The sequence below is a fragment of the Amycolatopsis sp. NPDC047767 genome (genome assembly GCF_040704195.1).
In the GTDB taxonomy this organism is placed as follows: Bacteria; Actinomycetota; Actinomycetes; order Mycobacteriales; family Pseudonocardiaceae; genus Amycolatopsis.
The window spans coordinates 32,385-57,417 of sequence record NZ_JBEYSJ010000046.1 but is presented as its reverse complement, the minus strand read 5'-3'; the positions used below and the strand labels follow the sequence as shown (position 1 = coordinate 57,417).

The following is a 25,033-nucleotide window of genomic DNA, read 5'->3' as shown; positions in this document are numbered from 1 at the left end:
CTTCACCTACGGCGAGCCGATTCGGTTCTCGGCGCGCCAATCGTCCAAAGTCTTCACGAGCCCCGCGAGCTGCAGGCGCAGCTCCTCGGTGCCCTCTTCCAGGCCGGTCCGGCCCGGGCCCACCTTCGGCGTGAACGGCTCCCCCACGAGGATGTCCACGCGCGGGCGCCAGCGCCGCTTCCCGTCCGCGGGCTTCAACGTGCCCCGCGTCGCGACCGGCAGCACGGTCGCCCCGGAGGCGCGCACCAGCCAGGCCGCGCCCTTCTCGGCCACGCCGACGTCGCCGGCGCCACGGGTGCCTTCGGGGAAGATGCCGACGACCCCGCCGGCCTTCAGCACGCCGGCCGCCGTCATCAGCGGGGTGCGGTCGATCTCGCCCCGCTTGACCGGGATCTGGCCGATCGCCCGCAGGAACCGCCCGGCCGCGCCCTTGAACATCTCGGCCTTGACCAGGAACGCCGAACGCCGCGGGAGCATTCCGAAGATCAGCTGCGGCTCGATCATGGAGCTGTGGTTGGCGATCACCACGACCGGGCCGGCATCCGGCATCCGGTCGCGCCCGTGCACGCGGATCCGGAAGGCCGACCGCAGATGGTACCGGGCGAACACCCGCCCGGCGTCGTGCAGGAGGCCGTTCGCACCCTCGGGGAGAGCGCCACCGGTCATGCGCGCGCCTCGGCCCCGGCTCCGGCCGGGCAGTCGTCGAGCAGGCCGCGGCGGCAGGCCAGCTCGGACAGCGCGACGATCACCTGGTCGATGGACAGCTCCGAGGTGTCGACGGGCACGGCGTCCTCGGCCGCGCGCAGCGGCGACGTCGCGCGCGTGGAGTCGAGGCGGTCGCGGCGTTCGACGGACTGGCGGGCGGCCGCGACGCTCGTCTCGCGCCCGGCGGCGCTGTCCTGCCCGCTGCGGCGCGCGGCGCGGACGTCGGCCGACGCGGTGAGGTAGACCTTGAGCGGCGACTCGGGCGCCACGACCGTGCCGATGTCCCGGCCTTCCACGACGATGCCGCCGGTGGCGGCCAGCACGTCGGCGATGATCCGGCGCTGGCGCGCCACGAGCAGCTCGCGCACCTGCGGCACGGCGGAGACGGCCGACACGGCCTGCGTGACCTCGGGCCCGCGGATGTCGGCGGCCACGTCCTCGTCGCCGAGGCGGACCTCGGGGCGCTCGGGGCTGGTGCCGATGCTGAAGTGCACGTCGTGCGCGAGGTGGCCGACGGCGTCGGTGTCGGCCGGGTCGGTGCCCGCGCGCAGCACGGCGAGCGTCACGAGCCGGTACATCGCGCCGGTGTCGAGGTAGCCCGCGCCGAGCCGGTCGGCGAGCTTGCGTGCGACCGTGGTCTTGCCGGTTCCCGACGGGCCGTCCAGCGCGACCACACCACGTAGGGCTCCCGTCACCGAAACTCTCCTCGCGTTCGTCGTGCTCTGCGTGATCGGCGTTCATTCTGCCCGCCGCCCGTCACGGCCGGTGAGGCGGCTCTGCCGGGGTGTTCGTCCGGGTCCGGCAACCCGCCCGGCGGCGCGCCCGGCGGGCCGGTCAGCCGCCGAAGCGTGACAACGGCACGGCCGGGCGCCCCGCGGCGAAGGCTAGGTCACCGACGAGCAGATCTAGCAACGCTAGACAAACTAGCGTCACCAAGTTACCGTTGGCAGGATTCCTAGCAACGCTAGATTCCTGGAGGATCCTGTGATCGTCACCGCCTACGTCATCGCCGGAATCGTCGCGATCGGCATCATCTACGTGGGATTGAGCTACCTGCTGGCGCCGGAGAAGACCGCCGCCGGCTTCGGCCTCGCCACGATCCCGACCGGCACGACGGCGTTCTTCCACATCAAAGGGGTGCGTGACATCGCGTCCGGGCTGGTGGTGGGCGTGGCGATGCTCGCGGGCGGCCCGCACGTCCTCGGCTGGATCCTGCTCGCCGAGGCGTTCATCCCCGTCGGCGACATGCTGATCATCCTGCGCCACAAGGGAAGCCGGGCGATCGCGTTCTCCGTCCACGGCGCGACCGCGGCCGTCATGGTCGTGGCCACGCTCCTGCTCGAGCTCTCCTGACCGGCGGCGCCACGGGGACTGCGCCACGGCGAGTGGCGCAGTCGGTCAGCGGGTGCGGTCCAGCCAGCCGCTGATGCGGTTGTTGAGCTCCTTCGGCCGCTCGACGAGCATGAAGTGGCCGACGCCCTCGATCAGCTCCGACTCGGAGCCCGGCCCGCCGAACTCCTTGACCCGTTCGACCTGGGCCGCGGTCATGCCGTGGCAGCCGTCGGTGGTGCCGTGCAGGTAGAGCAGCGGCTGGGGCGCGCTGCCACCCCACGCGGCGGCCTGCTCGGCGACCCACTCGGGCGTCCCGAACCGCGTCGGGTCGAACTGGCCCCAGTAGTAGCCCAGCGCGGCGTGCAGGTGGTCGGGGTCGGCGAGCGCGGCGCGCAGGTAGCCCAGGTCTTCGTCGGCCGGGTAGCCGGGCGACCAGTCGCCCCAGATGTCGCGGATGAACGCGAAGTCGTCCTGGCGGATCCGGTCCTCGATCACCCGCTGCATCTGGAAGTACCAGAAGTAGAAGCTGCGCTTGATCTGCGCGTAGGTGCCCAGGTTCTCGCCGAAGATCTCGAACGGCGGGATGTTGAGGATCACCGCGCGGCCCCACAGCTCGGGAGCCCGCCCGAGCGCGCCCCACGCCCCGACCGCGCCCCAGTCGTGCGCGACCAGCAGCGCGTCCGGGCCACCGCCGAGCGCGCGGGTCAGCGCGATCTGGTCGGCGACCATCACGCTGGAGTGCACGAAGTGGCGCAGCGGCGGCAGTTCCGTCGGCGCGAACCCGCGCACGAACGGCGCGACCGCGTGGAACCCGGCCGCGCCGAGCGCGGGCAGCAGGTGCCGGTAGGTGAACGGGGTGTCCGGGAACCCGTGCATGCACAACGCGAGCGGACCCTCACCCGCCTCGAGGTACTCGAACGTGATCCCGTTCGCGGTGACGCGCCCGCGTGCGAACTCGGCCATCGTGGCCTCCTCCCACCACGGGGAACCCTAGGCGCGCCCGGCCGCGGTGCTCCAGACCTGGTGCGGGGCGGGAATTTCACCGGGACGCCGCGGCCGGCGGTGGTCGTGACCACTCGTCTGCCGGAGCTCGCCCGAGCCTCGCGAATCGGACAATGGGTTACCGTGGCCGGTGTGAACGTGGAAGTGACTCCCCTGCCCGGAATCGGGGTCCGGAAGGACTTCGCCACGCGTGCGGGACGGCGCATCGGCGTCGTGACCCAGCGGGACGGCAAGATCGAGCTGATCGTGTCCAAGGCCGACGACGTCGACGCCTGCCTCGCCTCGCTGCCGCTCACCGCGGACGAGGCCGGCGCGCTGGCCAACCTGCTCGGCGCACCGCAGCTCGTCGCGCAGCTCACCGAAGAACACCGCGAGCTGCCGGGCATCCACACCCGCCAGCTGCCGATCACCGAGGACGGGCCGTTCGACGGCCGCACGCTCGGCGACACGGCGATGCGCACGCGCACGAGCGTGTCGGTGGTCGCGGTGGCGCGCGCGGGCCAGGTGCACCCGTCGCCGACGCCCGACTTCACCTTCACCGCCGGCGACCTGCTGGTCGCGGTCGGGACGTCCGAAGGTCTGGACGCCGCCGCCAAGATCCTCAAGCAAGGCTGATGGACCACACCGCGCTGTCCCTGATCGAACTCGGCGGGGTCTTCTTCGTGCTCGGCGTGCTGGGCAGGCTCGCCGGCCGGATCGGGCTCTCCCCCATCCCGCTCTACCTCCTCGGCGGCCTGTGCTTCGGCTCCGGCGGCCTGATCCCGCTCACCGACATCGGCGACTTCACGCACCTGGCCAGCGAGATCGGCGTGGTGCTGCTGCTCCTGCTGCTGGGCCTGGAGTACTCGGCGGCGGAGCTGTTCACGGGCCTGCGCCGCTCGTGGACGGCGGGCCTGCTCGACATCGTGCTCAACGCGCTGCCCGGCGCGGCCGTGGCGCTATTGCTGGGCTGGGGCCCGATCGGCGCGATCGTGATGGCGGGCGTCACCTACATCTCGTCGTCCGGCATCGTCGCGAAGGTGCTCGGCGACCTCGGCCGGCTCGGCAACCGCGAGACGCCGGTGGTGCTGTCCATCCTCGTGTTCGAAGACCTCGTGATGGCGCTGTACCTCCCGATCCTCACGGCGATCCTCGGGGGCGTCAGCTTTCTGGGCGGCCTCGAAGCCGTCGGCATCTCGCTGCTGGTGATCACCGTGGTGCTGGTGATCGCGCTGAAGTTCGGCCGCTACGTCTCCGCGATCGTGGACAGCGACGACCGCGAGGTGTTCCTGCTCAAGATCCTCGGCGCCGCGCTGCTCGTGGCGGGCCTCGCGTCGGCGATGCAGGTCTCGGCCGCCGTCGGCGCGTTCCTGCTCGGCATCGCCGTCTCCGGCTCGACGGCCCACAACGCCACGCGCCTGCTCGAACCCCTGCGTGACCTGTTCGCGGCCGTGTTCTTCGTGGTGTTCGGCCTCAACACCGACCCGGCGTCGATTCCGCCCGTGCTCGGCTGGGCCGTGGTGCTGGCCGTGGTGACCACGCTCACGAAGGTCGCCACCGGCTGGTGGGCCGCGCGAAGACAGGGCATCGGCCGCCTGGGCCGCGCCCGCGCCGGCGCGGCACTGGTGGCGCGCGGCGAATTCTCCATCGTCATCGCCGGCCTGGCCGTCACCGCGGGCGCGGTCGACGGCGAACTCGCCGCACTGGCCACGGCCTACGTGCTCCTCATGGCCATCCTCGGCCCCACCGCGGCCCGCATCGTCGAGCCGATCGCCAAGGCTGTGCAACGGAAACCCCGGACCCAGCACAGCGAAGCACCCGCGTGAGCCGCGCTCAGCACCTATGACGCCTTACTGCGTCTGTGTCGTACGCAGGCTCTCGGTCAGCGCGTGCAGGGACTTGGTGCGGGGCAGTGCGTAGATCTCTTCCCTGACCCGCTCGGCCCCGGCGGCACCGTAGACGCGGCTCAGAAGGCTCGTTGCCTTGGCCAGCCGCTCCTCATCGGTCACAGGGACTTCGGGCGTACCACGCGGGTGGATGACCGTGCGGGAGACGACACGGCCGTTGCCGAGCTCGACGCGCACTGTGCCGGCCCGACCGGTGGGCTTGTGCACGTCGAGCTCGGGGTCGTGCGAGACGCTGATCCGGTCCATCAGTGGCCGGAGGGTGCCGAGGTCCAGCAAACCTTCGTCATCGAGCGCGCCGAACCGGATGGCCGCGGCCACCGTCGCCCGAGCGCTGAACCGGGCATCCAGGTCGTTCTTCGGCTCGGCGCAGTCGATCGCCATGCCCTCGTCGAAGATCCGCACGTCGACCCGGCGTACGTCGTCCTCGCCGAAGCGCTCCTCCGCCAGCAGGGCGGACACCGCGTCGTTCACGCCGTGCAAGTGCGCACACGAGGGGTGGAGTTTAAAGTAGCCGTTCACGATCTCATAGCTCGCCCAGGTCCCGTCCGCGACACCGTCGAGCATCGCCTCGGCGTGGAAGTCCTCGGCCAGGAACGGCCCGTAGAACGAGCTCAAGGCCCCGGGCCGCGCCGTGAGACCGGCCGCGGCTCCGCGGGCCACGTTGAGCGCTGTCGTGCAGGCCGTCGCGGGGTAGAGATGGTGGAGCGTGGCGCCGGACGTGGTGGTCCAGCGGTCGAAATGGAGACCGAGCGAGGCGGCGCCGTCGATGCCGGCCGCGACCGCTCGGTCATCGGCCCCGCTCACCAGCGAGGTCGCCGCTCCGGCGGCGCCGACGGTCACCCAGTTGCCGATGTCGTGGAGGTGGCCGGGCACGCCCCCGATGCCGAGCCCGATGCGAGCCGCCAGCTCGTAACCACCGACGAACGCGTTGAGGAACTCCCGAGCTCCCACCTGTCGCTCCTCGCCGAGACCCAGCAGGACGGCGGCGACCTGGATGGCGGGGTGCCCCTTCATCCTCGAGTAGCCGTCCTGCCGCTGGAGCACCGAGATCGTGGCACCGTTCAGCAGCACGGCGTCCTGGACGCCTGCGCCACGGCTCTCCCCGAACACGGTGCTCGGTCCCGCGGCCGGCGCGACGGAGCCGCGCAGCGCCCGCATGTCCGGATGGGCGGAGCCGGCGGCCATGACGGCGACCGAGTCGAGCAGGAGGTCGAGCGCACTGACCTGCGCGGCCGCCGGAACGGTGTCCCAGCTCGTGGTGGCCACCGCCCGAGCCAGCTGTCCGACGACGTCCGCAGACGCCTCGGTCGGCCCGCCGTTCGTCGACCCGTCACTCACCATCGGAGTCCGTCCCTCCTGTCGGCCGGAGCAGGCGGGCGAGGCCGCCGAGGTTCGAGTGGGCCGGGAGCGCACCCAGCCACTCTCGCAGCGGGTGCACGAGTTCGGCCGACCTGCCGTGGGTCACCAGCTGGTCGAACTTCTCGTCGATGACCGCCTCTGGATAGGGGTTGTCGAAGCCGCCCGGGGCACGATCCTCCACTTCGGACAGACGTCGCCCGTCGGTGGTGAGCACTTCCACGCGTGCGGTGCGGACGGCCGGCTGCACCCGGGTGTAGTCCGGGTCCTCGACGACCCGGATCCGCGAGGCCAGGGCGCGAACCTCGTCATCCGCCACGACGTCTCCCCGGTAGGCCTCCAGCCCGTTGTGGCCGAGCACGGCCTGCACGGCCACGTTGTAGGGAATGGAGTGCTTGCCGGCGAACCCGTTCGCCGGGGCCGTCTCGTCGAGGCGCGTCGCGGGGGCGTAAGTGAACACGGTGACCTGCTCGATGTCGGCGCTCGTCACGCCGGTGCGGGCCACGAGCTTGCCCATGGCCTCGATGGGAGCGTGGTTCCAGCGGCTGCAGGCATGCAGCTTGAAGTAGTTCTCCAGGATCAGCCACCGCTGTCCGAGACCATCGCCGAGCACGGAGGGCTCGAAGTGCTCGCCGAGTACCTGGCCGTAGACGGTTTCCAAGGCCTGCGTCTCACCGGTGACGCCGCCGCGGGCGGCGTGCGCGCCCAGCACACCCGCGGCCGACGACACGCCGGTCAGCAGATTGCGCACGGTGGCTCCCATGTTGGCCGCCCGCTGCGTCGAAGCGGGGGTCATCGCCGCCGCCACGCGAACGGTCTCGATGATCTCGGCGACCGAGAACCCCCGCAGCCGGGCGACGCCGGCGGCGGCTCCGACGACCATGGCGGTGCCGAAGGGGTGGACCGGGGCTCGGAGCGTCAGCGCAAGCCCGGCCCGCACAGCCGTCTCGTAGGCAGCGACGAAGGCCACCAGGAACTCCCGGCCGCTGCTGCCCAGCTCCTCGGCGGTGGCGAGGACCGCGGGCAGCACATGCGCCGAGGGGTGGTTCGTCGCCCACTGGTTGCCTTCGTCGAGCTCGTAGGTGACGAACGCCTGGCCGTTGAGCAGCGCGGCCGCATAGGACGTCGTGCCCTCCCCGGTCGCCAGCACCGTTGCGGCGCCAGGGCCTCCGATGGCCAGCGCTGCCTGCGCCGCACCGGCCACCTCTTTCTCGGCGCCGGCGCCGAGGCCTGCTGCGACGGTGTCCGAGACGATGCGGACGGCCTGCTCGACGACTTCCTCCGGAAGGTCCTCGTAGCGGAGCCCGCCGACCCACTCGGCCGCTCTCTCCAGTGTCATCGCGACATCTCCTTCGGTCGATCGGAAACGGCCGGGACGGATCAGAGCCGGTGGGCGATCGCGTCGGCGAGGGCCTGCAGGCTCCTGCCGTCCGGGAGCAGGTCCGCGGTCGTCAGGGCCTGCACCACCGGGTCGAGCACGTCGCCGGGAAGGAACGGCCCGACGTTGCCACGGAACTTCGCCACGATCTCGTCGACGGAGAGCGGATCGCTCGGGTTGCCCCGCGCGTTGCGCACCTGCGCGGTCCCCGAAGAGTCCGCGGTGACGACGGTGACCCGCGCCGGCCGCTCGGCCGGGAGAGCGCCGGTGTACTCCGCCACCTCGACCAGCCGGACCTTGGCGGCCAGGTCCACGACGTCGGGCCGCTCGAACTGCCCGGGCAGGAAGCCGCCGGCGTCCAGGTGCCCGTCGACGACGACGGACGCCGCGCAGCGCGGCACCGAAAACCGTGCGTGCAGGTCGGACTCGCTGCCGAGGCTGTCGAGTGAGGCGGCGAAGGCGAACGTCTCGATCACGATCTCGGTGATGGAGGCCGGCTTCGGCGAGCCGGCGCGCACGAGTGCCTCCCGCAGCGCGTCCAGTGCCGGGTGGACCCAGCGGGCGCAGGCGTAGGGCTTGAGATAGCTGTCCGCGACCCGCCAGCGTTGGCCGAGCCCGCCGCCGATCTCCTCGGCATCCGCGTCGGTGGTGACCACGCCCCCGTAGAGCGTGGCGAGCAGCCCCGGGTCGGCCTCGTGGCCGGCGGCGGCCAGCCGGGCGGCGAGCGCGCCGTAGTAGGAGCCGAGCCCGGTCCAGACGTTGCGCACCGTGCCGCCCTGCATCGGCACGGCCAGCGTGGCGGCGAGTGGCAGTGAGCCGGCCAGCTCGATGGCCCGGGCGGTGGTGGGCGCGTCGGCGCCGGTCAGCGCCGACGCCGCGACCGCGGCCCCGATGGGGCCGTGGATACCGTGCGGGTGCAGACCGGGGCGCAGTGAAGTGCCGGCGCCGAAGCGCAGCCCCACCTCGCAGCCCAGCACGAACGCGCGGACGGCGGCCACGTCGTCCACACCCTGGCGGCTCAGTGCGTGCAGCAGCGCCGGCAGCACGTGGGGCGCCGGGTGTGCGGTCGGTACCGGCGGGATGCGGCCGCCGGCCGGGTGGAACGACCCACCCGAGTCGGCGTCGAGCCAGGTGGCCGCCGCGCCGAGCGTCGTCAGCCGCCCGAACGGGGCGGACTCGTCGGCGGCTTCGGCGCCGAGCAGGGCACCGAGACCGTGCACGGCCGGGTAACGCAGTCCGCCGAGCAGGGCGCCCAGCGAGTCCAGCAGCAACAGCCGGCCGAAATCCCAGATCTGCGCGGGAATCGCTGCCACGGGCGTCGAGGCGAACTCGCCGAGCGCATCTACATCCAGGTCCAAGGTCTGCATCCTCGCTCCTTCTTACTCGGGTTGCTCGCGGTCGGTCCGCGGTGCCGGTACGAGACCCACCGGCGCACGTCAGCTCGCCGGCTGGGCCGTCGCCAGCCCGGCCCGCAGCGCGCCGGCCGTCTGCGCCAACCGGCGCTCGACGCCCACAGTGGCACCGGCGATGACGACCCCCTCGATGCCCAGAGTGGCAAGGGGCCGCAGCCGGGCGGCGAGGGCCGCGGGGTCGCCGGTCAGCACGAATCGGTCACGGATCAGCGAGTCGATCTCCGGGTCGGCGTCGCGGGCGCCCGCCGACTCCGAGGTGCCGTGGCGGCGGTAGTCGTGGGCCGAGGCCACCGCGGCGACCCGGGCGACGAGCTCCGGCGCGATGCCGTACCAGTCGGGCGACTTGGTGATCCGTGCCGCGCAGGAGCCCAAGATCGGGGCTGCGCCTGCTGCCGCTTCGTCGTCGGTGTCGGTCACCACCGCGCGCAGGAACAGCCAGCAGCGGACGTCAGGGCGCCGGGCCCGCGCGATACCGACGGCGCGTTCGATCACGGCAGGCTCGACGCCCACGTCGAGCAGTACCCCACCGAGGATCGCGCTGGTCTGCTCGATGGTCCGTGGGCCCGACGCGGCACCGAGCACCGGCCCGAACCCGCCGGGCAGCTGGGCCGACAGCTCGTCGAGTCGAGCGCGAAGCTGCTCCAGCAGGACGCGATAGGAAGAGAGCGACGGGATCGGGAGCCCCTCGTTGCGCAGTGAACTCTCGCCCCGTGCGACCGCCAGCAACGTCCGGCCGGGGTGCTGGCCCGCAAGCGTCGCGAGGGCTTGGGCGACCACGCTCGGATGGTGCAGCCCGAGCCCCATCACGCACGGCCCGGACAAGGCGGCCGTGGTGCGGGTCAGCACCTGTCCGGCCGTCAGGAACGGGTCCGGGAACAGCCGTGGGCTGTCCGCGAACCCGACACCGTCGACGCCGTCGCCCAGCGCGGTTCTCGCCGCGGCGAGATGGTCGAGCACGCCGTGCGGCCGGGCGAGGTTCAGCAGGAGCCTCGGCTCTGCGCCGCTCACCGGATCGACTCCAGCAGGTCCGCGACCGTGCCGGTGACGCCGGCTGCCGGTACCGCGTGACCGGCCGCCACCGACAACGTATGCGCGACGCTGCCCGACATCGGCGTGGCCACCTCGGCGGGGAGGGTGGCGGCGAGCCAGCCCGAAGCTGCGCCGTGCCCTGCCCACAGGGGCGAGGACGCACGCCGCTCCGGGCCGGGAGTGAGCACGGTGAGACTGGCCGCCAGGTCCAGAACCCGTTCCAGCCCCTCTCCCTCCGCAGGTCCGGCGAACGCCGCCGCCGTCGCGGCGCAGAGCGTCGCCAGGGTCGGTAAGGCGGCCGCCGGAGAGTCGTCGGTCAGGAGACCCGCGGCGAGGCTGCGCACGCAGCTGCCGGCGGCGACCGCGCGCGCGACGCGGTCGAGGCCGGCCGAGGCCGCGTCCGCGGCCGCCAGGGCGGCCAGCAGCGGAGCCCAGTCGAGGTCGGGGCGCGCACCGTCGAGCCGGGCTCCGTTCCACAGCAAGGCCGGATAGGCGGGCGCGACGAGGCCGGTGCCGAGCAGAGGGAAGCCGCCGGCCGTCGCGATCTCCTCGGCCCAGGACGCCAGCACGCCCTCGGGTGCTCCGGCGGAGAGCGTGCGCAGCTCGCCGACTGCGATCGGCGCCGCGGCCTCCAGCGCGTAGACCGCGTGCGCGGCCCGCGCGAGCTCACCGGTGAGCCCTGGCGCCGGTGGGGTGAGGATGCCCGCCTGGGTCACGACCGGTTCCTGTCCACGGTGACGCTGTCGGTGATGAGGTAGAACCGGAAGTCCGTCCGACCGCCCGGTCCCCGCTCGGCGGGCAGCGGGTTGTCCGCGAACCAGTCGCGGTAGGCCTGATACGCCGCCTCGTCCGCGAAGTGCATCTCCGCGATCCGGTAGAACATCATGCTCGGCGGAACCGCGGCGGTCCCTCCCGACGCCGTCGTCACCGGACGAAGCACCTTGTTGAACACGATCCGGTCGAGGTTCGGGTTGGCGAGCAGGTCGGGCGCGTGCACGTCGAAAAGCCAGCGCTCGTACTCCTGCTCGCTCACGCCCTCGACGATGTCGTACCCCAGGATCGCCTTGATCACGTGTCCGTCCTCCGTGGTGTGATGGTCCAGCTGAACGCCTGCGCGCCCGTCCCGAAGCCCTCGAGCCGGACCCGGCGTGGTTCGATCCGCACTCCGGCGAAGTTGGCGTCGAGGTCGGCCCGGTCCCGCAACGGCGCCTTCGTGTGGCCCGCGGCTCGCAGCCGCGTCGTGTGCCGGTCGTAGACCTCCCAGGTGGCCTTCGCGTCCAGCGGCCGCGCGACGCCGCGGACGAAGACCACCCGCGGGATCGTCAGGCCGAGGTCGAAGGTCCACGGCGAGTCGTTGACCGAGTCGTCGGCCGGCGTGCCACCCCAGATCGCCAGCACCCGGTCGTCGTGGCGGAGCTGCTCGACTCTGCGGTGGGTCCGGCGCTGCACCAGTTCGACGGCCCAGTCGTCGGTCAGGAACGCGCTGGTGGTCCGTCCGACCAGGGCGCCGCCCGCGCCGTGGGTGACCAGCTGGGCGAATCCGGCCTCGTGCCGCACGAAGTCCAGTGCCCGGGACCGGGCGGCCGCCTCGTCGGTCATGCCGTGGTGTCCGAGCCCGCCGCGCGGTGTTCCGCCGCCACGGCCGTGGCGGCGAGGTAGGCCAGTCCGAAGGCGGGCAGGAGGCCGTTGCCTGCCAGGTAGCCCGAGGCGCCGTGCCCCGAAATCCCGGCGGCCGCGCCACCTGAGGCGTAGAGGCCGGGAATGGGCCGGTCGTCGCCGTCGACGACACGCGCCGACCCGTCCACGACCAGGCCGCCCTGGGTGTGGAAGAGAGCCGGCACCACCTTCACCGCGGCGTACGGCGGCTCGAGCGGTGCCTCGTAGTCGCGGCCGAACCGGTCGGGGATCTCGCCTCGCGCCGCCCGCCCGGACTCGTCGAGCTCGGCGGTGACGGCATCTTCGGGCAGGCCCGTCGCGACGGCGAGCGCCCGCGCGTCGTCGGCCCACACTTCGGCGCCGGACTCGACGGTCTGCCGGAAGTCCGTGAACGGCATGCACAGTTCGTGCACCCGGCGGTCGAACACGACCCAGCCGGTCGCCTCCGGCCGGGCCGCCAGGGAGGGGCCGAATTCGGAGTAGCCGGTGGTCTCCTTGGCGAAGCGGCGGCCCGTGGTGTCCAGCATGACGGCGCCGTGCATGATCGTGGCCCAGCCCAGCAGCGTCGAGGACTTCGCCGCCAGCGCTCCGTGGCCCTGATAGGCGTCCAGGAACTCGGTCGCGGCGCCCAGCCGGGAGCCGATCCGGAGCGCATCGCCGCGCGACGTTTCGCTGCCGTGGTATGTGGCCGTGGCGATCTCCGGCATGTGCTCGGCGACCAGCTCGTGATCGGCACCGTAACCGTTGGTGGCGAGCAGGACGGCCGGGGTCTCGATGCGCTCCTCGTCGGCGTTCGGGTCGGTGACCACGACCGCGGCGACCCGGCCCTCGGCGTCCAGCTCGACGTCGGTGAGCCGGGCCGGCACCAGGAAATCGATCCGCGGGTGGGCCCGCGCCTGCCGGGCCAGGTGGTCGATGAGCACGGTGCCGTGCCGCTCGGGGATGGTGTGGCAGCGGTCCACGGAATGCCCCGGGTAGTGCATGTCGGTCATCAGCGAGATCTCTAGGCCGGCCTCGTCGGCCAGCCACTCGACCAGCTCGCCGCTGACGGCGGCCAGCGCCCGGGCGAGCCGCTGGTCGCCGGTGCCCTTGGTCTTGCGGTCGACGTCGCCGGCGAACACCTCGACCGAGTCCTCGATCCCCTGCTCCCGCTGCCAGCGGCTGTTCACGCCCGGCACCATCGCCGTGCACATCGACGTGTTGTTGCCGCGAAGGAAGTGCTCGCTCACCTCGACCACGAGGACGTCGAGGCCGAGCTGGGCGGCGCGAAGGGCGGCGATGAGCCCACCACCGGCACCCGCGACGACGAGGTCGGGTCCCTGTGCGCTCATCGGCCCGCTCCCGCCGCGACCAGTTCGAGGGCGCGCAGCACGGGGTCGAACACCGGCACCGCCGAGGGGTGCGCTGGATCGACGTCGACGGCGGAGCAGCCGTTGAGCAGCGTGCGGGCCCCCTTCGCGGCCAGCACCTCGGCCGCCTCGTCGAGGCGCTGCTGCCACCCCGGCCCTTCACTGATCGAGTCGAAGGGCAGGTCGAGGATCTCGATCTGCCCGAGCCACCGCTCCCAGCCGTAAGCGGCCGCAACCCGGCGCATCTCGGCGGCGATGGCCTCGTTGCGGACCACCGCGCCCATCGGCGCCGCGAGCGCGGCCGCGAGGGCCAGGTTGAGCTTGAGGATGCCGACCACCGGACGGTCGGTCTCCTCTTGCAGCCGGGCGACCGCGGGGTCGAGCACGCAGTCGGCCATCAGGACGTCGTACCCCGCGGGGGCGGCGGCGAGGGCCCGGTGGACGTAGTCCTCCGAACGTGCGATGTCCTCGGCGTTGTCGAGCTGCTCGGGCGCACCCTGCGCCAGATCGTGCAGTTCGACGATCACGCCGGCCGGGCTGATGGCGTCGTAACGTTGTTGTCGCCGCGCCAGTTCCTCGACGCCGACGTGCAGGGGTGTGGTCGCGAAGATCCGCATGGGTGGTGGCTCCTCCTCGAGGACGGGCAGGGTGCGGCAGGTGAGGATCACGGAGTGGCGAGCACGCGCAGGACGTCTCGCACGCTCCTCGCCTCGGGCAGTGCGGCGGCGCAGTCGACCGCCCGCTGGAGCGCCGCCTCATCGCCCAGCAGGTCACGCAGCAGCACGAGAGTCCGCTCGTGGTCGAAGGGCTCGTGGGCGGCGTCGCCGACTGGGTTGGCGACCTCGTGCCGCAGGACCCGGCCGTCGGTCAGCGTCAGCTCGACGGCCGCGCCGCGGGCGTCGGGCAGGCGGGCGTCGAACTCGGTGCCCGAGACGACCTCGACCCGCTCGGCCAGTGCGGCGAACCGGTCCTCCCGCGAGCGGTCGAAGCCGTCGGGAGCGACGCGGCCATCGAGCAGGGCGGTCGTCACCACGTAGGGAATCGAGAACATGGCGGCCAGCCGGTTGCTCCATCGGGTGCGGCCGAGCGCTGCCGCCATCGAGTACGTCGTGACCCGCACCCGGGTGATGTCGCTGTCGGCGAGCCCGTCCTGGTGCAGTCGTGCTCGCAACACGAGGGTGGCATCCGCGCTGGGGTGGGTGAAGGCGCACGAGGCGTGCCGTTTGAAGTAGCCGAGCCCGATGTCCCAGCGCAGGCCGAGCTGCTCGACCAGGGCGACCGGGTCGAACGTGCCGAGCAACCCGCCCAGGCTGTGGGCGGCGATGCCGGTGGCGTGCGCGATCCCGGCCTTGGCCAGTCGCGCGGCGGCGAGCCCGGCCACGTTGCTGGCGCCCATCCACTCATTGCGCACCGCGTTGCCGTCGAGTGCCGCGGAGAACGGCCCGGCGATCGGCATGCCGCTCGCGGTGTCGACGGCGGCGGCGATCCCCGCGGTGTCGAGACCGAGGAGCTTGGCGCAGCCCGCGGCTGCGCCGGTGACGCCCCAGTTGCCGTGCGGGTGCAGACCCGGCGCGCCGCGGCTGGCGCGACCGTACCGCGCGGCGACCTCGTAGGCGACGAGCAGGGCCGTCGCGGTGGCCGGACCGTCCGTGTCGAGCGCGCAGGCGAGTGCCAGGACCGCCGGGAAGCCGTGCGCGGCGGGGTGGCCGGCCGCGAACTTGTTGCCCTCGTCCATCTCCAGGCTCACCAGCGCCGTGGCGTTGAGCCAGGCCGCGGCCTCGACCGTGGTCTCGACCCCGGTCCCGAAGACCGGTACCGGTCCGGGTGAGGGCGCCCAGGCGTCCACGAGTGCGGCGCGCTCGGGAAGCCGAGCACCCAGGACCGTGACTCCGAAGGTGTCGAGCAGGACCAGACGCAGCCGCTCTCGCACGTTCTCGGGTACGGCGTCCCACCTCAGCGCGCCGGCCCAGCCGGCGAGCCGGTCGAGGGCCTCGAGCGCCGCCTGCTGATCCGGGTCGAGCCCGACTTCGTTCGCTTGATCCGTACCGGGATCAACGGTAACCGTCTTCCCCACCTTCTCCGCCGTTTCGTTCACAGGCCGAGGTAGGCCTTCTTGACCCGCTCGTCGCCGGCCAGCTCCTTGCCCGGGCCTTCGAGCGCGATGGTGCCGCTCTCGAGCACGTAGGCCCGGTCGGAGATCGAGAGCGCCTGAGCGGCGTTCTGCTCGATCAGGAGAACCGAGACACCCGTGTCGCGGATGGCCGCGACGGCCTTCAGCACGTCCCAGGTCAGCTTCGGCGAGAGGCCGGTCGACGGTTCGTCGAGCATCAGCAGCCGCGGCTTCGCCATGAGGGCCCGGCCGATGGCGAGCATCTGCTGCTGGCCGCCGCTCATGCTCTGGGCCGCCTGCTTGCGGCGCTCGGCCAGGATCGGGAACAGCTCGAAGATCCGCTCCAGCTCCTGCGCCATCCGCACGCCGCGGCGCGTCCACGCGCCCAGGACGAGGTTCTCCTCGACGCTCATGGGGCCGAAGAGGTCGCGATCCTCGGACACCTGCACGATCCCGCGCCGCACGATCTGGTGCGGCCGCAGCCCGGTCAGCGGCTCGCCGTCGTAGGTGACCGCACCGGAGAGCGCACTGATCAGTCCGCTGATCACGCGGAGCGTGGTGGTCTTGCCGGCACCGTTGGCGCCGACGACGGAGACCAGTTCCCCCGGCCTGACCCGCAGGCTCATGTCGTGGAGGATCTGCAGCTTGCCGTAGCCGGCAGCGATGTTGTCGAGCTCAAGCACCAGGCAGCTCCTGTCCGAGATAGGCCTCCACGACCGTCGGGTCCGCGACCACTTCCGCGGGCTCGCCCGAGGCGATCACCCGTCCGCGGTCGAAGACGACGACAGAGTCGGAGAGCTGCATGACGGCCTGCATGATGTGTTCGACGAACACGAGCGTCAGGCCCTCCGACTCACGCAGGCGGGCGAGCAGGTCGACGACGGGCGCCCGTTCGGCGGGCACGAGGCCGGCCAGGACCTCGTCGAGCAGCAGCAGCCGCGGACGGGTGGCGAGCACCCGGGCCAGCTCGAGCCGCTTCAGCGCAGCTGTGTGCAGCGAGTCGGACACCGCGTCCGCCCAGGCCGCCATGCCGGTCGCTTCGATGACCTCGTGCGCGTGGTGATGGGCGCTGCGGTGATTGCCGCCCCGCGACAGTGCTGCCGCGACGACGTTCTCCCGGACCGTCATGGAGCCGAACGGACGCATCAGCTGGAACGTTCGCGCCATGCCGAGCCGCGAGATCCGGTGCGGCGACATCCCGCTCACGTCCTTGCCGAAGAGCTTCACATGGCCGGTGTCCGGCCGCAGTGCGCCGGCGATGACGTTGAAGAACGTCGTCTTGCCCGCGCCGTTCGGCCCGATGATGCCGACGATCGAACCTTCGGCGACGTCGATCTCGACCTCGCTGAGTGCATGGACGCCACGGAAGGACTTGCTCACGTCGCGTACTTCGAGAGCGGTGCTCATCGGCGCTTCCACCAATCGCGGATCGATCCGACGATGCCTTTGGGCAGGACGAGGGCGATCACGATCAGCAGGATCGAGTAGAGCACCACGTCCAGCCCGCCCCGGCCCGAGAGGAATTCCAGGAAAGCGGGCGGGTTGCGCAGCCAGCCGGCCGTCAGGTCCGAGAGCGGGCCGAGGATCAGTGCGCCGACGAGCGGGCCCCACAGGGTGGCGACGCCGCCGATGACCGCCGGGGCGATGGCCTGGACCGACTGGGCCTGGCCGAACGCGATGTCGGGATCGACGAACATGAAGTACTGCGCGTAGAACATGCCGGCGACGGACGTGATCGCCGCGGAGAGCGCCATCGTGGTCAGCTTGACCCGCATGACGTTGACGCCCAGCGCGTCGGCCGCGTCCTCGTTGTCGCGCACGGCGACCGTGTGGATGCCGGTGCGCGACCGGAGGTAGAACATCGTGATCAGCAGGCAGATCACGACCAGCGCGAGGCCGATGTAGTAGTACTGCGGCGCATTGGCGGCGAACTGCAGCATCGACCACGAGTTGTCGGGCAGCAGCGGGACGTGGAACCCGGTGGTGCCGTTGACCCAGCTGGTGTTGGTCGCGAGCAACCGCAGCATCTCGGCGAAGGCGAACGTGGCGAGCGCGAAGTAGGCACTGCGCAGCTTGTAGCGGAAGGCGAGGTAGCCGATGCAGATGGCCACGAGTGCCGCCAGCATCGCTCCGACGACCAGCGAGATCCACGGCGACCAGCCGAAGTGCTCCAGGAGGTAGACGTCGGTGTACGCGCCGATGCCGAAGAACGCCGCGTGCCCGAAGCTGAACATGCCACCGTAGCCGCTCATCAGGTTCCAGCCGATCGCCATGATCGCGAAGATCAGCACCCGGACCGCGATGGTCTGGCTCGACTCGGGCAGGAGTGCGGGAGCGAAAGCGGCCAGGACGGTGATGACGACCAGGATGATCAGGGACCGCTGGATCGACTGGCGGCGATTCTGGATCGCCGCTGATCCCGGTCGCGTCTCGGTGGTGACGGTCATGATGACGTGGCTCCGAAGATGCCCTGCGGACGGATCAGCAGGATGAGCAGGAACAGGATGAAAACGCCCAGCAGGGGGCTCTGACCGGCGATCGCGACACCGCCCAGCTGCTCGACCAGGCCGACGATCACACCGCTGATGACGGCGCCCATCACGTTGCCCAGCCCGCCCATCACGACGACGACGAAGGCGAGGATGTTGAACTGGTCGCCGGCGGTCGGGGTGATCGTGGTGAACGGCGCGATGAGCATGCCGGCCGCCCCGGCACAGGCGGTGCCCAGGCCGAAGGTGACCGCGTAGACGAGCCGCACGTCGATGCCGACCAGTCCCGCCCCCTGCCGGCTGGCGGCGACAGCGCGGATCGCCCGGCCGAACGAGGTGCGCTCCAGCAGCAGGAAGACCAGCACGGCCAGTACCAGGGCGCCGCCGAGGGCGATGACCCGGGAGAGGTTGGCGACGGCGCCGAACACGTGCACGCCGGGGTCGCTCTTCAGGTTCGCCGACAGCGGGTCGCCGCCGAAGACCAGCAGTAGGACATTGCTGATCAGCAGCGACAGGCCGAGGGTGATCAGCAGCTGGCGCTCGAGCGTGCCGCCCATCGTGCGGTTGAGGAGCAGGAGCTGGATCAGGACGCCGAGCACGAAGAGCCCGAGGATCGCGACCGGGAGGGCGATGTAGGGGTTCAGCCCGGCCTGGTGCGCCACCTCGTAAGTGATGTAGAGACCAACGGCGAGGAAGGCACCGTGCGCGAAGTTGACGATGTCGAGCACGCCGAAGACAAGGGTGAGGCCCATCGCGAGCAGGCTGTAGACACCGCCGGAAATGATGCCGGTGAGCAGCGCCTGGCCGGTGATGCCCATGCTGCCCGAGCGCAGCAGCGCGGCGATGAAGAGAACGACCAGCAAGGCGCCCGTCACGACCAGCGGCGTCGAATGGCGCAGGCTCAGCCGCGACGTGGCGCGGCTACCGCCCCGGAGGGCGGTCCCGTCCTTCGACGGAACCGCCCCTCCGGCGTTCGTCGGGCCGGTCACTGGCCCGGGTTCGCGGGGTAGACGGGGCTCTTGACCGCAGCGGACTGCGGATAGACCACGACCGGAGCACCGTTCTGGACCTGGGTCAGCACGGGCAGCGAGGTGGAGTTCTCGCCCTTGTCGCTGAACTTGATCGGGCCGTCGGAGAGAGTCAGCGGCGTCAGGTTGGTCTGTGCGATGGCGTCGCGAACCTTCGACGCGTCGGTCGAGCCGGCCTTCTCGAGCGCTGCCGCGATGACACGAACCGAGTCGTAGGCGAGGGCCGCGCCGGTGCGCGCCTCGTCTTTGTAGGTCGTCTTGTAAAGGGCGCTGAACGCCTTCGCGTCGGCGCTCTTGTCGTCGAAGTGGTAGTTCACGTCGAAGTACCCCTGGGAAGCCGAACCGGCGTCGGTCGGGAACTGCGGCTGGTCGAACGCACCGTCGGCTGCGCCGACCACGGCATCGAGGGCCGGCTTGACCGTCTGGATCGCCTTCGCGGCGAGGACGCCGTCGCGGTAGTAGCCCGAGACGACGAGGACGTTCGCGCCGCTCGCCTTGACCTGGGCGATCTGGGTGGTCAGATCGGAGACGCTGGCCGCGTCATAGGTGATCTCCGGACCCATCTGGAGGCCGCTCTTCTGAGCCTCGGCCTTGAACGCCTGGTAGACCCCGGTGCCGAACGCCGTGGCCTCGTGCAGGTAGGCGACCTTGGTGACCGGGCGATTCGCCGCCTCGGAGATGGCCTTGACGTACTGGGCCGCGGTCGTGCCGAACCGCGAGTTCTGCGGCTGCATGCGGAACGAGTATTTGTAGCCGTGCGAGAGGATCGCGTCGTCGCCCGAGATGTCCATGACGAAGGGGACCTTGTTGCGCTCGGCGACGGCGGCGACATTGGCGCTCACGGCGCTCTGGTAGGTGCCGACCAGGGCGACGACGCCGTCACCGACGAGGCGCTGGGCCTCGCTCTGGCCGGTGTCCGGCGTGCCCTTGGTGTCACCCCCGTCCAGCTCGAGCTTGGCGCCACCGAGCGCTTTGATGCCGCCGGCGTCGTTGATGGCCTTGATACCGAGCTTCACGCCGTTCTCGAGCTGGGTTCCGTCGCCCGCGTTGGCACCCGAGAGGGGGTGCAGGGTGCCGATCTTGATGACCTTGGCATCCCCGCTCGAACCGCCGCTGCCGCCGCCCGCACAGCCGGCGAGGAGTACGGCCCCGGAGCCGACCGCGGCGACCAGCTTCACGAAGGATCTTGTACGCATCCTGATGACTCCTGATCTTGATGAAGAGTGGCGCTGTGATCGTTCCGCTAATCGGAACGCCCCGATCAAGTTGCGCTGACTGTGGCATGTGGTCGTACTCACGTCAAGTGGTACATCGATGATTGAGGTCACGTGCACTTCGCGACCGCAGAGCCGGACTCCAGGCAGAGCGCAGGTTTCGCCTGGGCATTGACTCCCGACGGGACGGCAGCCAGACTTGTTCCGTCTACAGAAACGCAGTTGTAACACTGGCTTCCGGCGGTGGCGGCCGGCCGCGCGCGTCCCGTGCGCGGCGCCCCCCCGCGGTCCTGTGCCCCGGCTATCGAGGAGATCCCCGTGGAGAGCGCGTCACCGCCCGTGCCGACAGCCGGCGCCGGCCTCGCCGCGCGCCTGGGCACCTTCGCGGCAAGTATCCGCGAGCCCGCGGCCCCGGACGCGGTACGGCACCGGGTACGGGCGCTCGTCGCCGACGTGGTGGCCACGGCGGCCGCCGGTCTGGCCCGGCCCGACATCGCGGTTCTCCAGGCCACCTACGCGATCGGTGCCGGCCCCAGCAGCGTGCTGGGCCACCGGACGGGTTTCCCACCGGCCCAGGCGGCATTCCTCAACGCGATGCCGGTCGCGCGCGAGCAGCTCCAGGACGGGCACCGGCGCGCTCGCGGCCATCCGGCATCCCACGTGGTGCCGGCCGTTCTCGCTGCCGCCGAGGCCTGCGGCGCCGATGGCCCAGCGACGCTGTCGGCCGTGCTGGCCGGCTACGAGACGGGCGTGCGGATCGGCCTCGCGATGGGCGGGACCCCGGCCGGGGTCCACGACATCGGGACCTGGGCGACGCTCGGGGCCGCGGCCGGCGTTGCCCACGTGCTCAGCGGTGGCGACGCGGAGACCATTGCCGGGGCCATCGACTCGTGTGCCGCGCTGACCACGGTGCCCGACGCGCCGGGGGTCTTCGACGGCTGGACCAGCCAGAACCTCTACCTCGCCTGCGCGGCACAGACCGCGGTCATCCACGGCCAGGCGGCCGCGGCGGGCCTCCGGGCGCAGCCGGGAACACTGGAACGCCACTTCGCCCGCTGGGTCGCGGCCGACCAGGGCGGATTCTCCGAGCGGCTGATCGCACTGGTCGCCGCCGGCGACTGGACCATCACCCAGGGGTACCTCAAGCGCCACCCCACCTGCGCCCTGCTGCACGGCGTCAACGACGCCGTCGAGGACCTCGCGACCCGTCCTTACCGGCCCGAAGAGATCGCCGCGGTCACGGTCCGCACCTACGCCGCGGCGGCCGCGTTCGACAACGTGCTGCCCCGCAGTGAAATGGCCGCCCGGTTCAGCATCCCGTGGAGCGTGGCCGCCGGTCTGGTCCTGGGCACACTGCGGACCCACGCGTTCGAGTCCGGCACCCTCCGCGTCACCGCGGTGCGGGATCTGGCGGCTCGGGTGCGGGTGGAACACGACCGGACCCTCGACGCCGGGTATCCGGCGGGGCGCCCGGCCACGGTCACCGTGCGGTTCACCGACGGCACCCAGCTCACCGCGTCACGCGACGGCGCCCCCCGCGGTGACGGGCCTGACGCGGTCGACGACCCGGTGGTCGGTCAAAAGGCCGCGACGCTGCTGACCGACGCCGTCGGTGAGAGCGGGGCGCGGGCAGTGCTCGCTGCCGTGGCCTCTCTCGGCCAGGACGGCCCGATCCCGTTCGGCCTCGTGCTGCGCACGCTCGACGTACGACGGCCGTCGTGAAAATCGGCACCGGCCGCACCGGCCGGCCCCCGGGCCCCTCGGGTATCGCGCCGGGAGCGCGATCCGCGGATCTGACGGGCGAACGTGATCCGCGCCGACCTTGCCTCGTTTCGTGAGGCCGAACTTGTCCGGAAGAAAAGGGGATCCTGTGGTTCGCGAACGGACGGTCGAGACTCCGGGAGGTACCGAGGCCGCGGACCGGGTCGCCGACGTCCTCCTCCTCTTCGCGCGGTCCGACAGTCCGCTCGGGGTATCCCAGATCGCCCGTGACCTGTCCCTCAGCAAGGCCGTCGTCCACCGGATCCTGCAGTCCCTGGTTTCCCGCTCACTGGCCAAGGTGGCGCCCGGTGGGTCGTCCTATGTGCTCGGACCGGCGGCGCTGGGTCTCTCGGCGCGGGCGTGGAGCCAGATCGACGTGCGCAGCATCGCCTCGCCGATCCTTCGTCGGCTGCGAGACACCACCCGGGAGACCACGACCCTCTCGGTGCTCGTCGGCAACGAGCGGATCTACCTCGACCAGTTCGAATCTCCCGAGGAGGTGAAGATGGTCATCGAGATCGGGCCGCGTTACCCCCTGCACTCCGGTGCTTCGAGTCGCGCGATCCTCGCCTTCCTCTCAGTCTCCCTCATCGACGAGGCGGTCCGCCAGCTGCGCGCGCGGCGCGCCGGTCTGGACGAGAACGCCTACCGCGACGGCCTGGACCGGGTTCGCGAGCACGGATATGCCACGTCCATCAACGAGCGCAACACCGGCGCCGCCTCCATCGCCGCACCGTTCTTCGACTCGGCCGGCAACGTGATGGGCTCCATCAGCTCCTCCGGTCCGGCCTTCCGCTACGCGATCGAGGACCACGAGGAGCACGCGGCGCTTGTGGTCGAGGCGTCGCACGCCATCACCCAGCGTCTGCGCGGCTGACCCAGCCCCCGACCCGACAGCCCAGCAGGAGACACCGTGCTGCCCCGCTCGTTCCTCTACGTTCCCGCCTCACGCCCGTCGCTGTTCGCCAAGGCCTCGACCGGGGCGGCCGACGCCGTCATCCTCGACCTCGAGGACGCGGTGCCGGTCGCCGAGAAGAGCGCGGCCCGCGGCGCGGTCGCCGCCTGGCTGGGCCGGGACCGCCAGGCCCCGGGAGCCGAGGCCGGCGCCCAGACCTGGGTCCGGGTCGACGCGGATCGGCTCGCCGATGATCTCGAAGCCGTCGTCCGTCCTGGCCTCGACGGCATCGTGCTGGCCAAGTGCTCCCCCAAGTCCATGAGCGAGCTCGCCGCGCGGCTCGACGGAGCCGAAGCCGAGCAGGACCTGCCCCCGGTGCCCGTCGTCGGGCTGGTCGAGGACGCGGCTTCGGTGCTCGCCCTCGGCGAGCTCGCCGCCCATCCCCGCCTCACGACACTCGGCCTGGGCGAGGTGGACCTGCTCGCCGCCCTCCGGATCGCCCGCACCACCGCGACCGCCGACGCGATCACCCAGCTCAGACTCCAGGTCGTGCTCCACTGCGCCGCCGCGGGCCTCGCCGCACCGGTGGCGCCCACGTCGGTCGACTTTCGCGACCTCGACGCCTTCCGGCGAACGACCCGGGAGCTGGCCGACCTCGGCTTCCGCTCACGAACCGCCATCCATCCCGCCCAGGTCCCCGTGATTCACGAGGTGCTGGCCCCCACCGCCGAGGCGGTGGCCGCGGCGCGTGACGTCCTCGATCGGTTCTCCGCGGCCCAGGGCGGAGTGACGCTGGATGCCGCGGGACGGTTGATCGACGCAGCCGTGATCAGATCGGCCCGGGAGACGCTCGCACGCCGTCGGGATGACTGAGGGACCGGCCGGCGCCTGACGGCGCCGACCGGTCCCCCTGGGAGATCTTGGATATCGGTGCGTCAGGCCTGACCCGAGCGCTTCACGAACCGGCCCGTCGGGGTGCCGACGATCTTCTCCGCACGCAAGACCTCGGTGCCGCGGACCCAGGTGTCGGTGACCTTGGCCGTCAGCTCGAAGCCCTCGAACGGGGTGTACTCCTGCGTGGAGAGCGAGTCCTGCGCGTGCACGGTGTAGTCGACCGTGTCGTCGAGCAGGCAGAAGTCGGCGTCGTACCCGACGGCGAGATCACCCTTGCCGCGCAGCCCGAACCGCTCGGCCGGGCTCTTGGCGACGAGTTCGGCGATGCGCGGGTAGGACAGACCACGCTTGCGGCCTTCACTGACCATGCCCGCCAGCAGGTACTCGGTGCCGCCGAAGCCGGATTTGGCCACGAAAACGTCCTCGCGGGGCTCGCCGAACTTGGTCTCGTCGCGGCAGCACGCGTGATCCGAGGTGACCCACGAGAAGTGGCCGGCCAGCAGGTGTTCCCACAACGACTCGACGTCTTCGCGGGAGCGAAGCGGCGGGTTGACCTTGCCGCCGAGGTTGGCGGTCGTGAAGTCGGCGAGCAGGTGGCCGACCGTCACCTCGCGGCGGAAGTCGATGTGCGGGAAGGTCTCCTGCATCATCATGGCGGCCTCGATCGCCTTGCGCGAGGTCAGGTGCAGCAGGTTGATCTTGGGCAGCTCGGTCTCGTGGGCCAGGTAGGAAGCGATGGTGATCGCCAGGCCCTCCGAGTGCGGCGGCCGCGAGGCGCTGTACGCCTCGAGGCCGGTCAGCTTGCCCTCCTGCTCGACCAGCTTGGTGTAGGCCCGCATGATCTCCGCCGTCTCGCAGTGCAGCGACAGCGAGATGTTCTCGCGGTCGGCAGCGAACCGGGGGTCGCGACGCGCCTTCTCGATGCCCCGCATCACGAACTCGAAGTGGGCCAGGTCGTAGGACTCGTCCTCGGGGATCATGAGGAACGAGCTCTGGTCGCTCGAGCGGCCGTGCAGCCCGTGGCTGCCGTAGAACATGAAGATCTTGAACGAGGGCACCCCGAACTCCCCGATCAGGTCGGGGATCTCGTCGATGTGCTCCTTGAGGATCGGCGCCACGTGGAACGCGTAGTCGATGAAGGAGCGGCCCTCGGCGGCTGCCAGCACGTCGGGGAACACTTCGCGGTACGGCCCGGTCCGGTTCATGTAGTAGGCACCGGTGCGGATGTAGGTGATGCCGGTCGTGACACCGCCCTGCGCCGAGGCCTGGCTCTCCGAGCTGGTGTCCTCGCCGAGTTCGTTGTAGATGCCCCAGTGCTGGTGGACGTCCACCACACCGGGGAAGAGGTGCTTGCCGGCGGCGTCGACCGTCTCGGCTGCGCGCTCGGAGTCGATGCTCGGCTCGAAGGCGGCGAACTTGCCGTCCTTGACGGCGACGTCGAGGCGCTCGGGGGCATCGCTCGCGGGGCGCACCACCTGGGCGTTACGGATCACCAAGTCGAATTCAGCCATTTTCCCTCATCCTTCGGTTGTTCGTC

25 protein-coding genes are annotated in these 25,033 nt (G+C 71.5%); 6 read left to right on the top strand and 19 right to left on the bottom strand.

Annotated features, from left to right (window positions below):
* Positions 1-6: 6 nt before the first annotated feature.
* Together AB0878_RS44715 and cmk are read right to left on the bottom strand one after the other, a co-directional pair.
* Positions 7-666 (bottom strand): lysophospholipid acyltransferase family protein, encoded by a 660-nt coding sequence (locus AB0878_RS44715; RefSeq protein WP_366588550.1) that lies wholly within the window; start codon positions 664-666, stop codon positions 7-9.
* Positions 663-1,379 carry a (d)CMP kinase gene (gene cmk / locus AB0878_RS44710; RefSeq protein WP_366588569.1) on the bottom strand — a complete coding sequence of 239 codons (717 nt, stop codon included), beginning with the start codon at positions 1,377-1,379 and terminating at the stop codon, positions 663-665. The genes AB0878_RS44715 and cmk overlap by 4 nt, the downstream gene beginning before the upstream one ends.
* Before the next feature lie 310 nt (positions 1,380-1,689).
* On the opposite strand from cmk, the gene AB0878_RS44705 reads away from it, so the two are divergent.
* Positions 1,690-2,058 (top strand): DUF4267 domain-containing protein, encoded by a 369-nt coding sequence (locus AB0878_RS44705; protein WP_366588548.1) that lies wholly within the window; start codon positions 1,690-1,692, stop codon positions 2,056-2,058.
* 45 nt (positions 2,059-2,103) lie between these two features.
* Here the strand turns inward: AB0878_RS44705 and AB0878_RS44700 are convergent, their stop codons facing one another.
* Positions 2,104-3,000, bottom strand: coding sequence for an alpha/beta hydrolase (locus tag AB0878_RS44700; protein WP_366588546.1), 897 nt, complete (start codon positions 2,998-3,000; stop codon positions 2,104-2,106).
* Positions 3,001-3,171: 171 nt separating this feature from the next.
* Between AB0878_RS44700 and AB0878_RS44695 the strand changes: the two genes are divergently transcribed.
* Positions 3,172-3,654: a cation:proton antiporter regulatory subunit gene (locus tag AB0878_RS44695; protein WP_364177619.1), complete on the top strand. Its 483-nt coding sequence runs from the start codon at positions 3,172-3,174 to the stop codon at positions 3,652-3,654.
* Positions 3,654-4,844, top strand: coding sequence for a cation:proton antiporter (locus AB0878_RS44690; protein WP_366588542.1), 1,191 nt, complete (start codon positions 3,654-3,656; stop codon positions 4,842-4,844). The genes AB0878_RS44695 and AB0878_RS44690 overlap by 1 nt, the downstream gene beginning before the upstream one ends.
* Positions 4,845-4,868: 24 nt before the next feature.
* On the opposite strand, the gene AB0878_RS44685 is transcribed toward AB0878_RS44690, so the two are convergent.
* The 15 genes from AB0878_RS44685 to AB0878_RS44615 all read right to left on the bottom strand — a co-directional run bounded on the left by AB0878_RS44685 (position 4,869) and on the right by AB0878_RS44615 (position 19,928).
* Positions 4,869-6,266, bottom strand: a complete 1,398-nt coding sequence (locus tag AB0878_RS44685) for an MmgE/PrpD family protein (protein WP_366588540.1) — start codon at positions 6,264-6,266, stop codon at positions 4,869-4,871.
* The gene (locus AB0878_RS44680; RefSeq protein WP_220241901.1) at positions 6,256-7,620 is read right to left on the bottom strand and encodes an MmgE/PrpD family protein; all 1,365 of its coding nucleotides are present in this window, start codon (positions 7,618-7,620) and stop codon (positions 6,256-6,258) included. The genes AB0878_RS44685 and AB0878_RS44680 overlap by 11 nt, the downstream gene beginning before the upstream one ends.
* Positions 7,621-7,661: 41 nt before the next feature.
* Entirely contained in the window at positions 7,662-9,026 is a 1,365-nt protein-coding gene (locus AB0878_RS44675; RefSeq protein WP_366588537.1) for an MmgE/PrpD family protein, read from the bottom strand.
* Positions 9,027-9,095: 69 nt separating this feature from the next.
* Positions 9,096-10,079, bottom strand: a complete 984-nt coding sequence (locus AB0878_RS44670) for an LLM class flavin-dependent oxidoreductase (RefSeq protein WP_366588535.1) — start codon at positions 10,077-10,079, stop codon at positions 9,096-9,098.
* Complete coding sequence (locus tag AB0878_RS44665) at positions 10,076-10,816, bottom strand: hypothetical protein (RefSeq protein WP_220241904.1); 741 nt, start codon at positions 10,814-10,816, stop codon at positions 10,076-10,078. Before AB0878_RS44665 ends, AB0878_RS44670 begins: the two co-directional genes overlap by 4 nt.
* Complete coding sequence (locus AB0878_RS44660) at positions 10,813-11,172, bottom strand: EthD domain-containing protein (RefSeq protein WP_220241905.1); 360 nt, start codon at positions 11,170-11,172, stop codon at positions 10,813-10,815. Before AB0878_RS44660 ends, AB0878_RS44665 begins: the two co-directional genes overlap by 4 nt.
* Positions 11,169-11,699, bottom strand: a complete 531-nt coding sequence (locus AB0878_RS44655) for a hypothetical protein (protein WP_220241906.1) — start codon at positions 11,697-11,699, stop codon at positions 11,169-11,171. The genes AB0878_RS44660 and AB0878_RS44655 overlap by 4 nt, the downstream gene beginning before the upstream one ends.
* Positions 11,696-13,087 (bottom strand): FAD-binding protein, encoded by a 1,392-nt coding sequence (locus AB0878_RS44650; protein ID WP_366588533.1) that lies wholly within the window; start codon positions 13,085-13,087, stop codon positions 11,696-11,698. Before AB0878_RS44650 ends, AB0878_RS44655 begins: the two co-directional genes overlap by 4 nt.
* Entirely contained in the window at positions 13,084-13,722 is a 639-nt protein-coding gene (locus AB0878_RS44645) for an aspartate/glutamate racemase family protein (protein ID WP_366588531.1), read from the bottom strand. Before AB0878_RS44645 ends, AB0878_RS44650 begins: the two co-directional genes overlap by 4 nt.
* Before the next feature lie 47 nt (positions 13,723-13,769).
* The gene (locus AB0878_RS44640) at positions 13,770-15,179 is read right to left on the bottom strand and encodes an MmgE/PrpD family protein (RefSeq protein ID WP_366588529.1); all 1,410 of its coding nucleotides are present in this window, start codon (positions 15,177-15,179) and stop codon (positions 13,770-13,772) included.
* Positions 15,180-15,196: 17 nt separating this feature from the next.
* Entirely contained in the window at positions 15,197-15,898 is a 702-nt protein-coding gene (locus AB0878_RS44635; RefSeq protein ID WP_360587066.1) for an ABC transporter ATP-binding protein, read from the bottom strand.
* On the bottom strand, positions 15,891-16,622 hold the full coding sequence (locus AB0878_RS44630; RefSeq protein ID WP_366588527.1) for an ABC transporter ATP-binding protein: 732 nt from the start codon (positions 16,620-16,622) through the stop codon (positions 15,891-15,893). The genes AB0878_RS44635 and AB0878_RS44630 overlap by 8 nt, the downstream gene beginning before the upstream one ends.
* Positions 16,619-17,662, bottom strand: a complete 1,044-nt coding sequence (locus AB0878_RS44625; RefSeq protein ID WP_366588525.1) for a branched-chain amino acid ABC transporter permease — start codon at positions 17,660-17,662, stop codon at positions 16,619-16,621. Before AB0878_RS44625 ends, AB0878_RS44630 begins: the two co-directional genes overlap by 4 nt.
* Complete coding sequence (locus tag AB0878_RS44620) at positions 17,659-18,693, bottom strand: branched-chain amino acid ABC transporter permease (protein ID WP_366588523.1); 1,035 nt, start codon at positions 18,691-18,693, stop codon at positions 17,659-17,661. The genes AB0878_RS44625 and AB0878_RS44620 overlap by 4 nt, the downstream gene beginning before the upstream one ends.
* The gene (locus tag AB0878_RS44615) at positions 18,690-19,928 is read right to left on the bottom strand and encodes an ABC transporter substrate-binding protein (protein WP_366588520.1); all 1,239 of its coding nucleotides are present in this window, start codon (positions 19,926-19,928) and stop codon (positions 18,690-18,692) included. Before AB0878_RS44615 ends, AB0878_RS44620 begins: the two co-directional genes overlap by 4 nt.
* Before the next feature lie 336 nt (positions 19,929-20,264).
* On the opposite strand from AB0878_RS44615, the gene AB0878_RS44610 reads away from it, so the two are divergent.
* The 3 genes from AB0878_RS44610 (at position 20,265) to AB0878_RS44600 (ending at position 23,475) form a co-directional block, all read left to right on the top strand.
* On the top strand, positions 20,265-21,668 hold the full coding sequence (locus AB0878_RS44610) for an MmgE/PrpD family protein (protein ID WP_366588517.1): 1,404 nt from the start codon (positions 20,265-20,267) through the stop codon (positions 21,666-21,668).
* A 148-nt stretch (positions 21,669-21,816) separates the two neighbouring features.
* Complete coding sequence (locus tag AB0878_RS44605) at positions 21,817-22,584, top strand: IclR family transcriptional regulator (protein ID WP_366588513.1); 768 nt, start codon at positions 21,817-21,819, stop codon at positions 22,582-22,584.
* A 36-nt stretch (positions 22,585-22,620) separates the two neighbouring features.
* Complete coding sequence (locus AB0878_RS44600; protein ID WP_366588510.1) at positions 22,621-23,475, top strand: aldolase/citrate lyase family protein; 855 nt, start codon at positions 22,621-22,623, stop codon at positions 23,473-23,475.
* Positions 23,476-23,537: 62 nt separating this feature from the next.
* Here the strand turns inward: AB0878_RS44600 and AB0878_RS44595 are convergent, their stop codons facing one another.
* Positions 23,538-25,007 carry a dihydroorotase family protein gene (locus AB0878_RS44595; protein ID WP_220241918.1) on the bottom strand — a complete coding sequence of 490 codons (1,470 nt, stop codon included), beginning with the start codon at positions 25,005-25,007 and terminating at the stop codon, positions 23,538-23,540.
* Between the last annotated feature and the right edge of the window lie 26 nt (positions 25,008-25,033).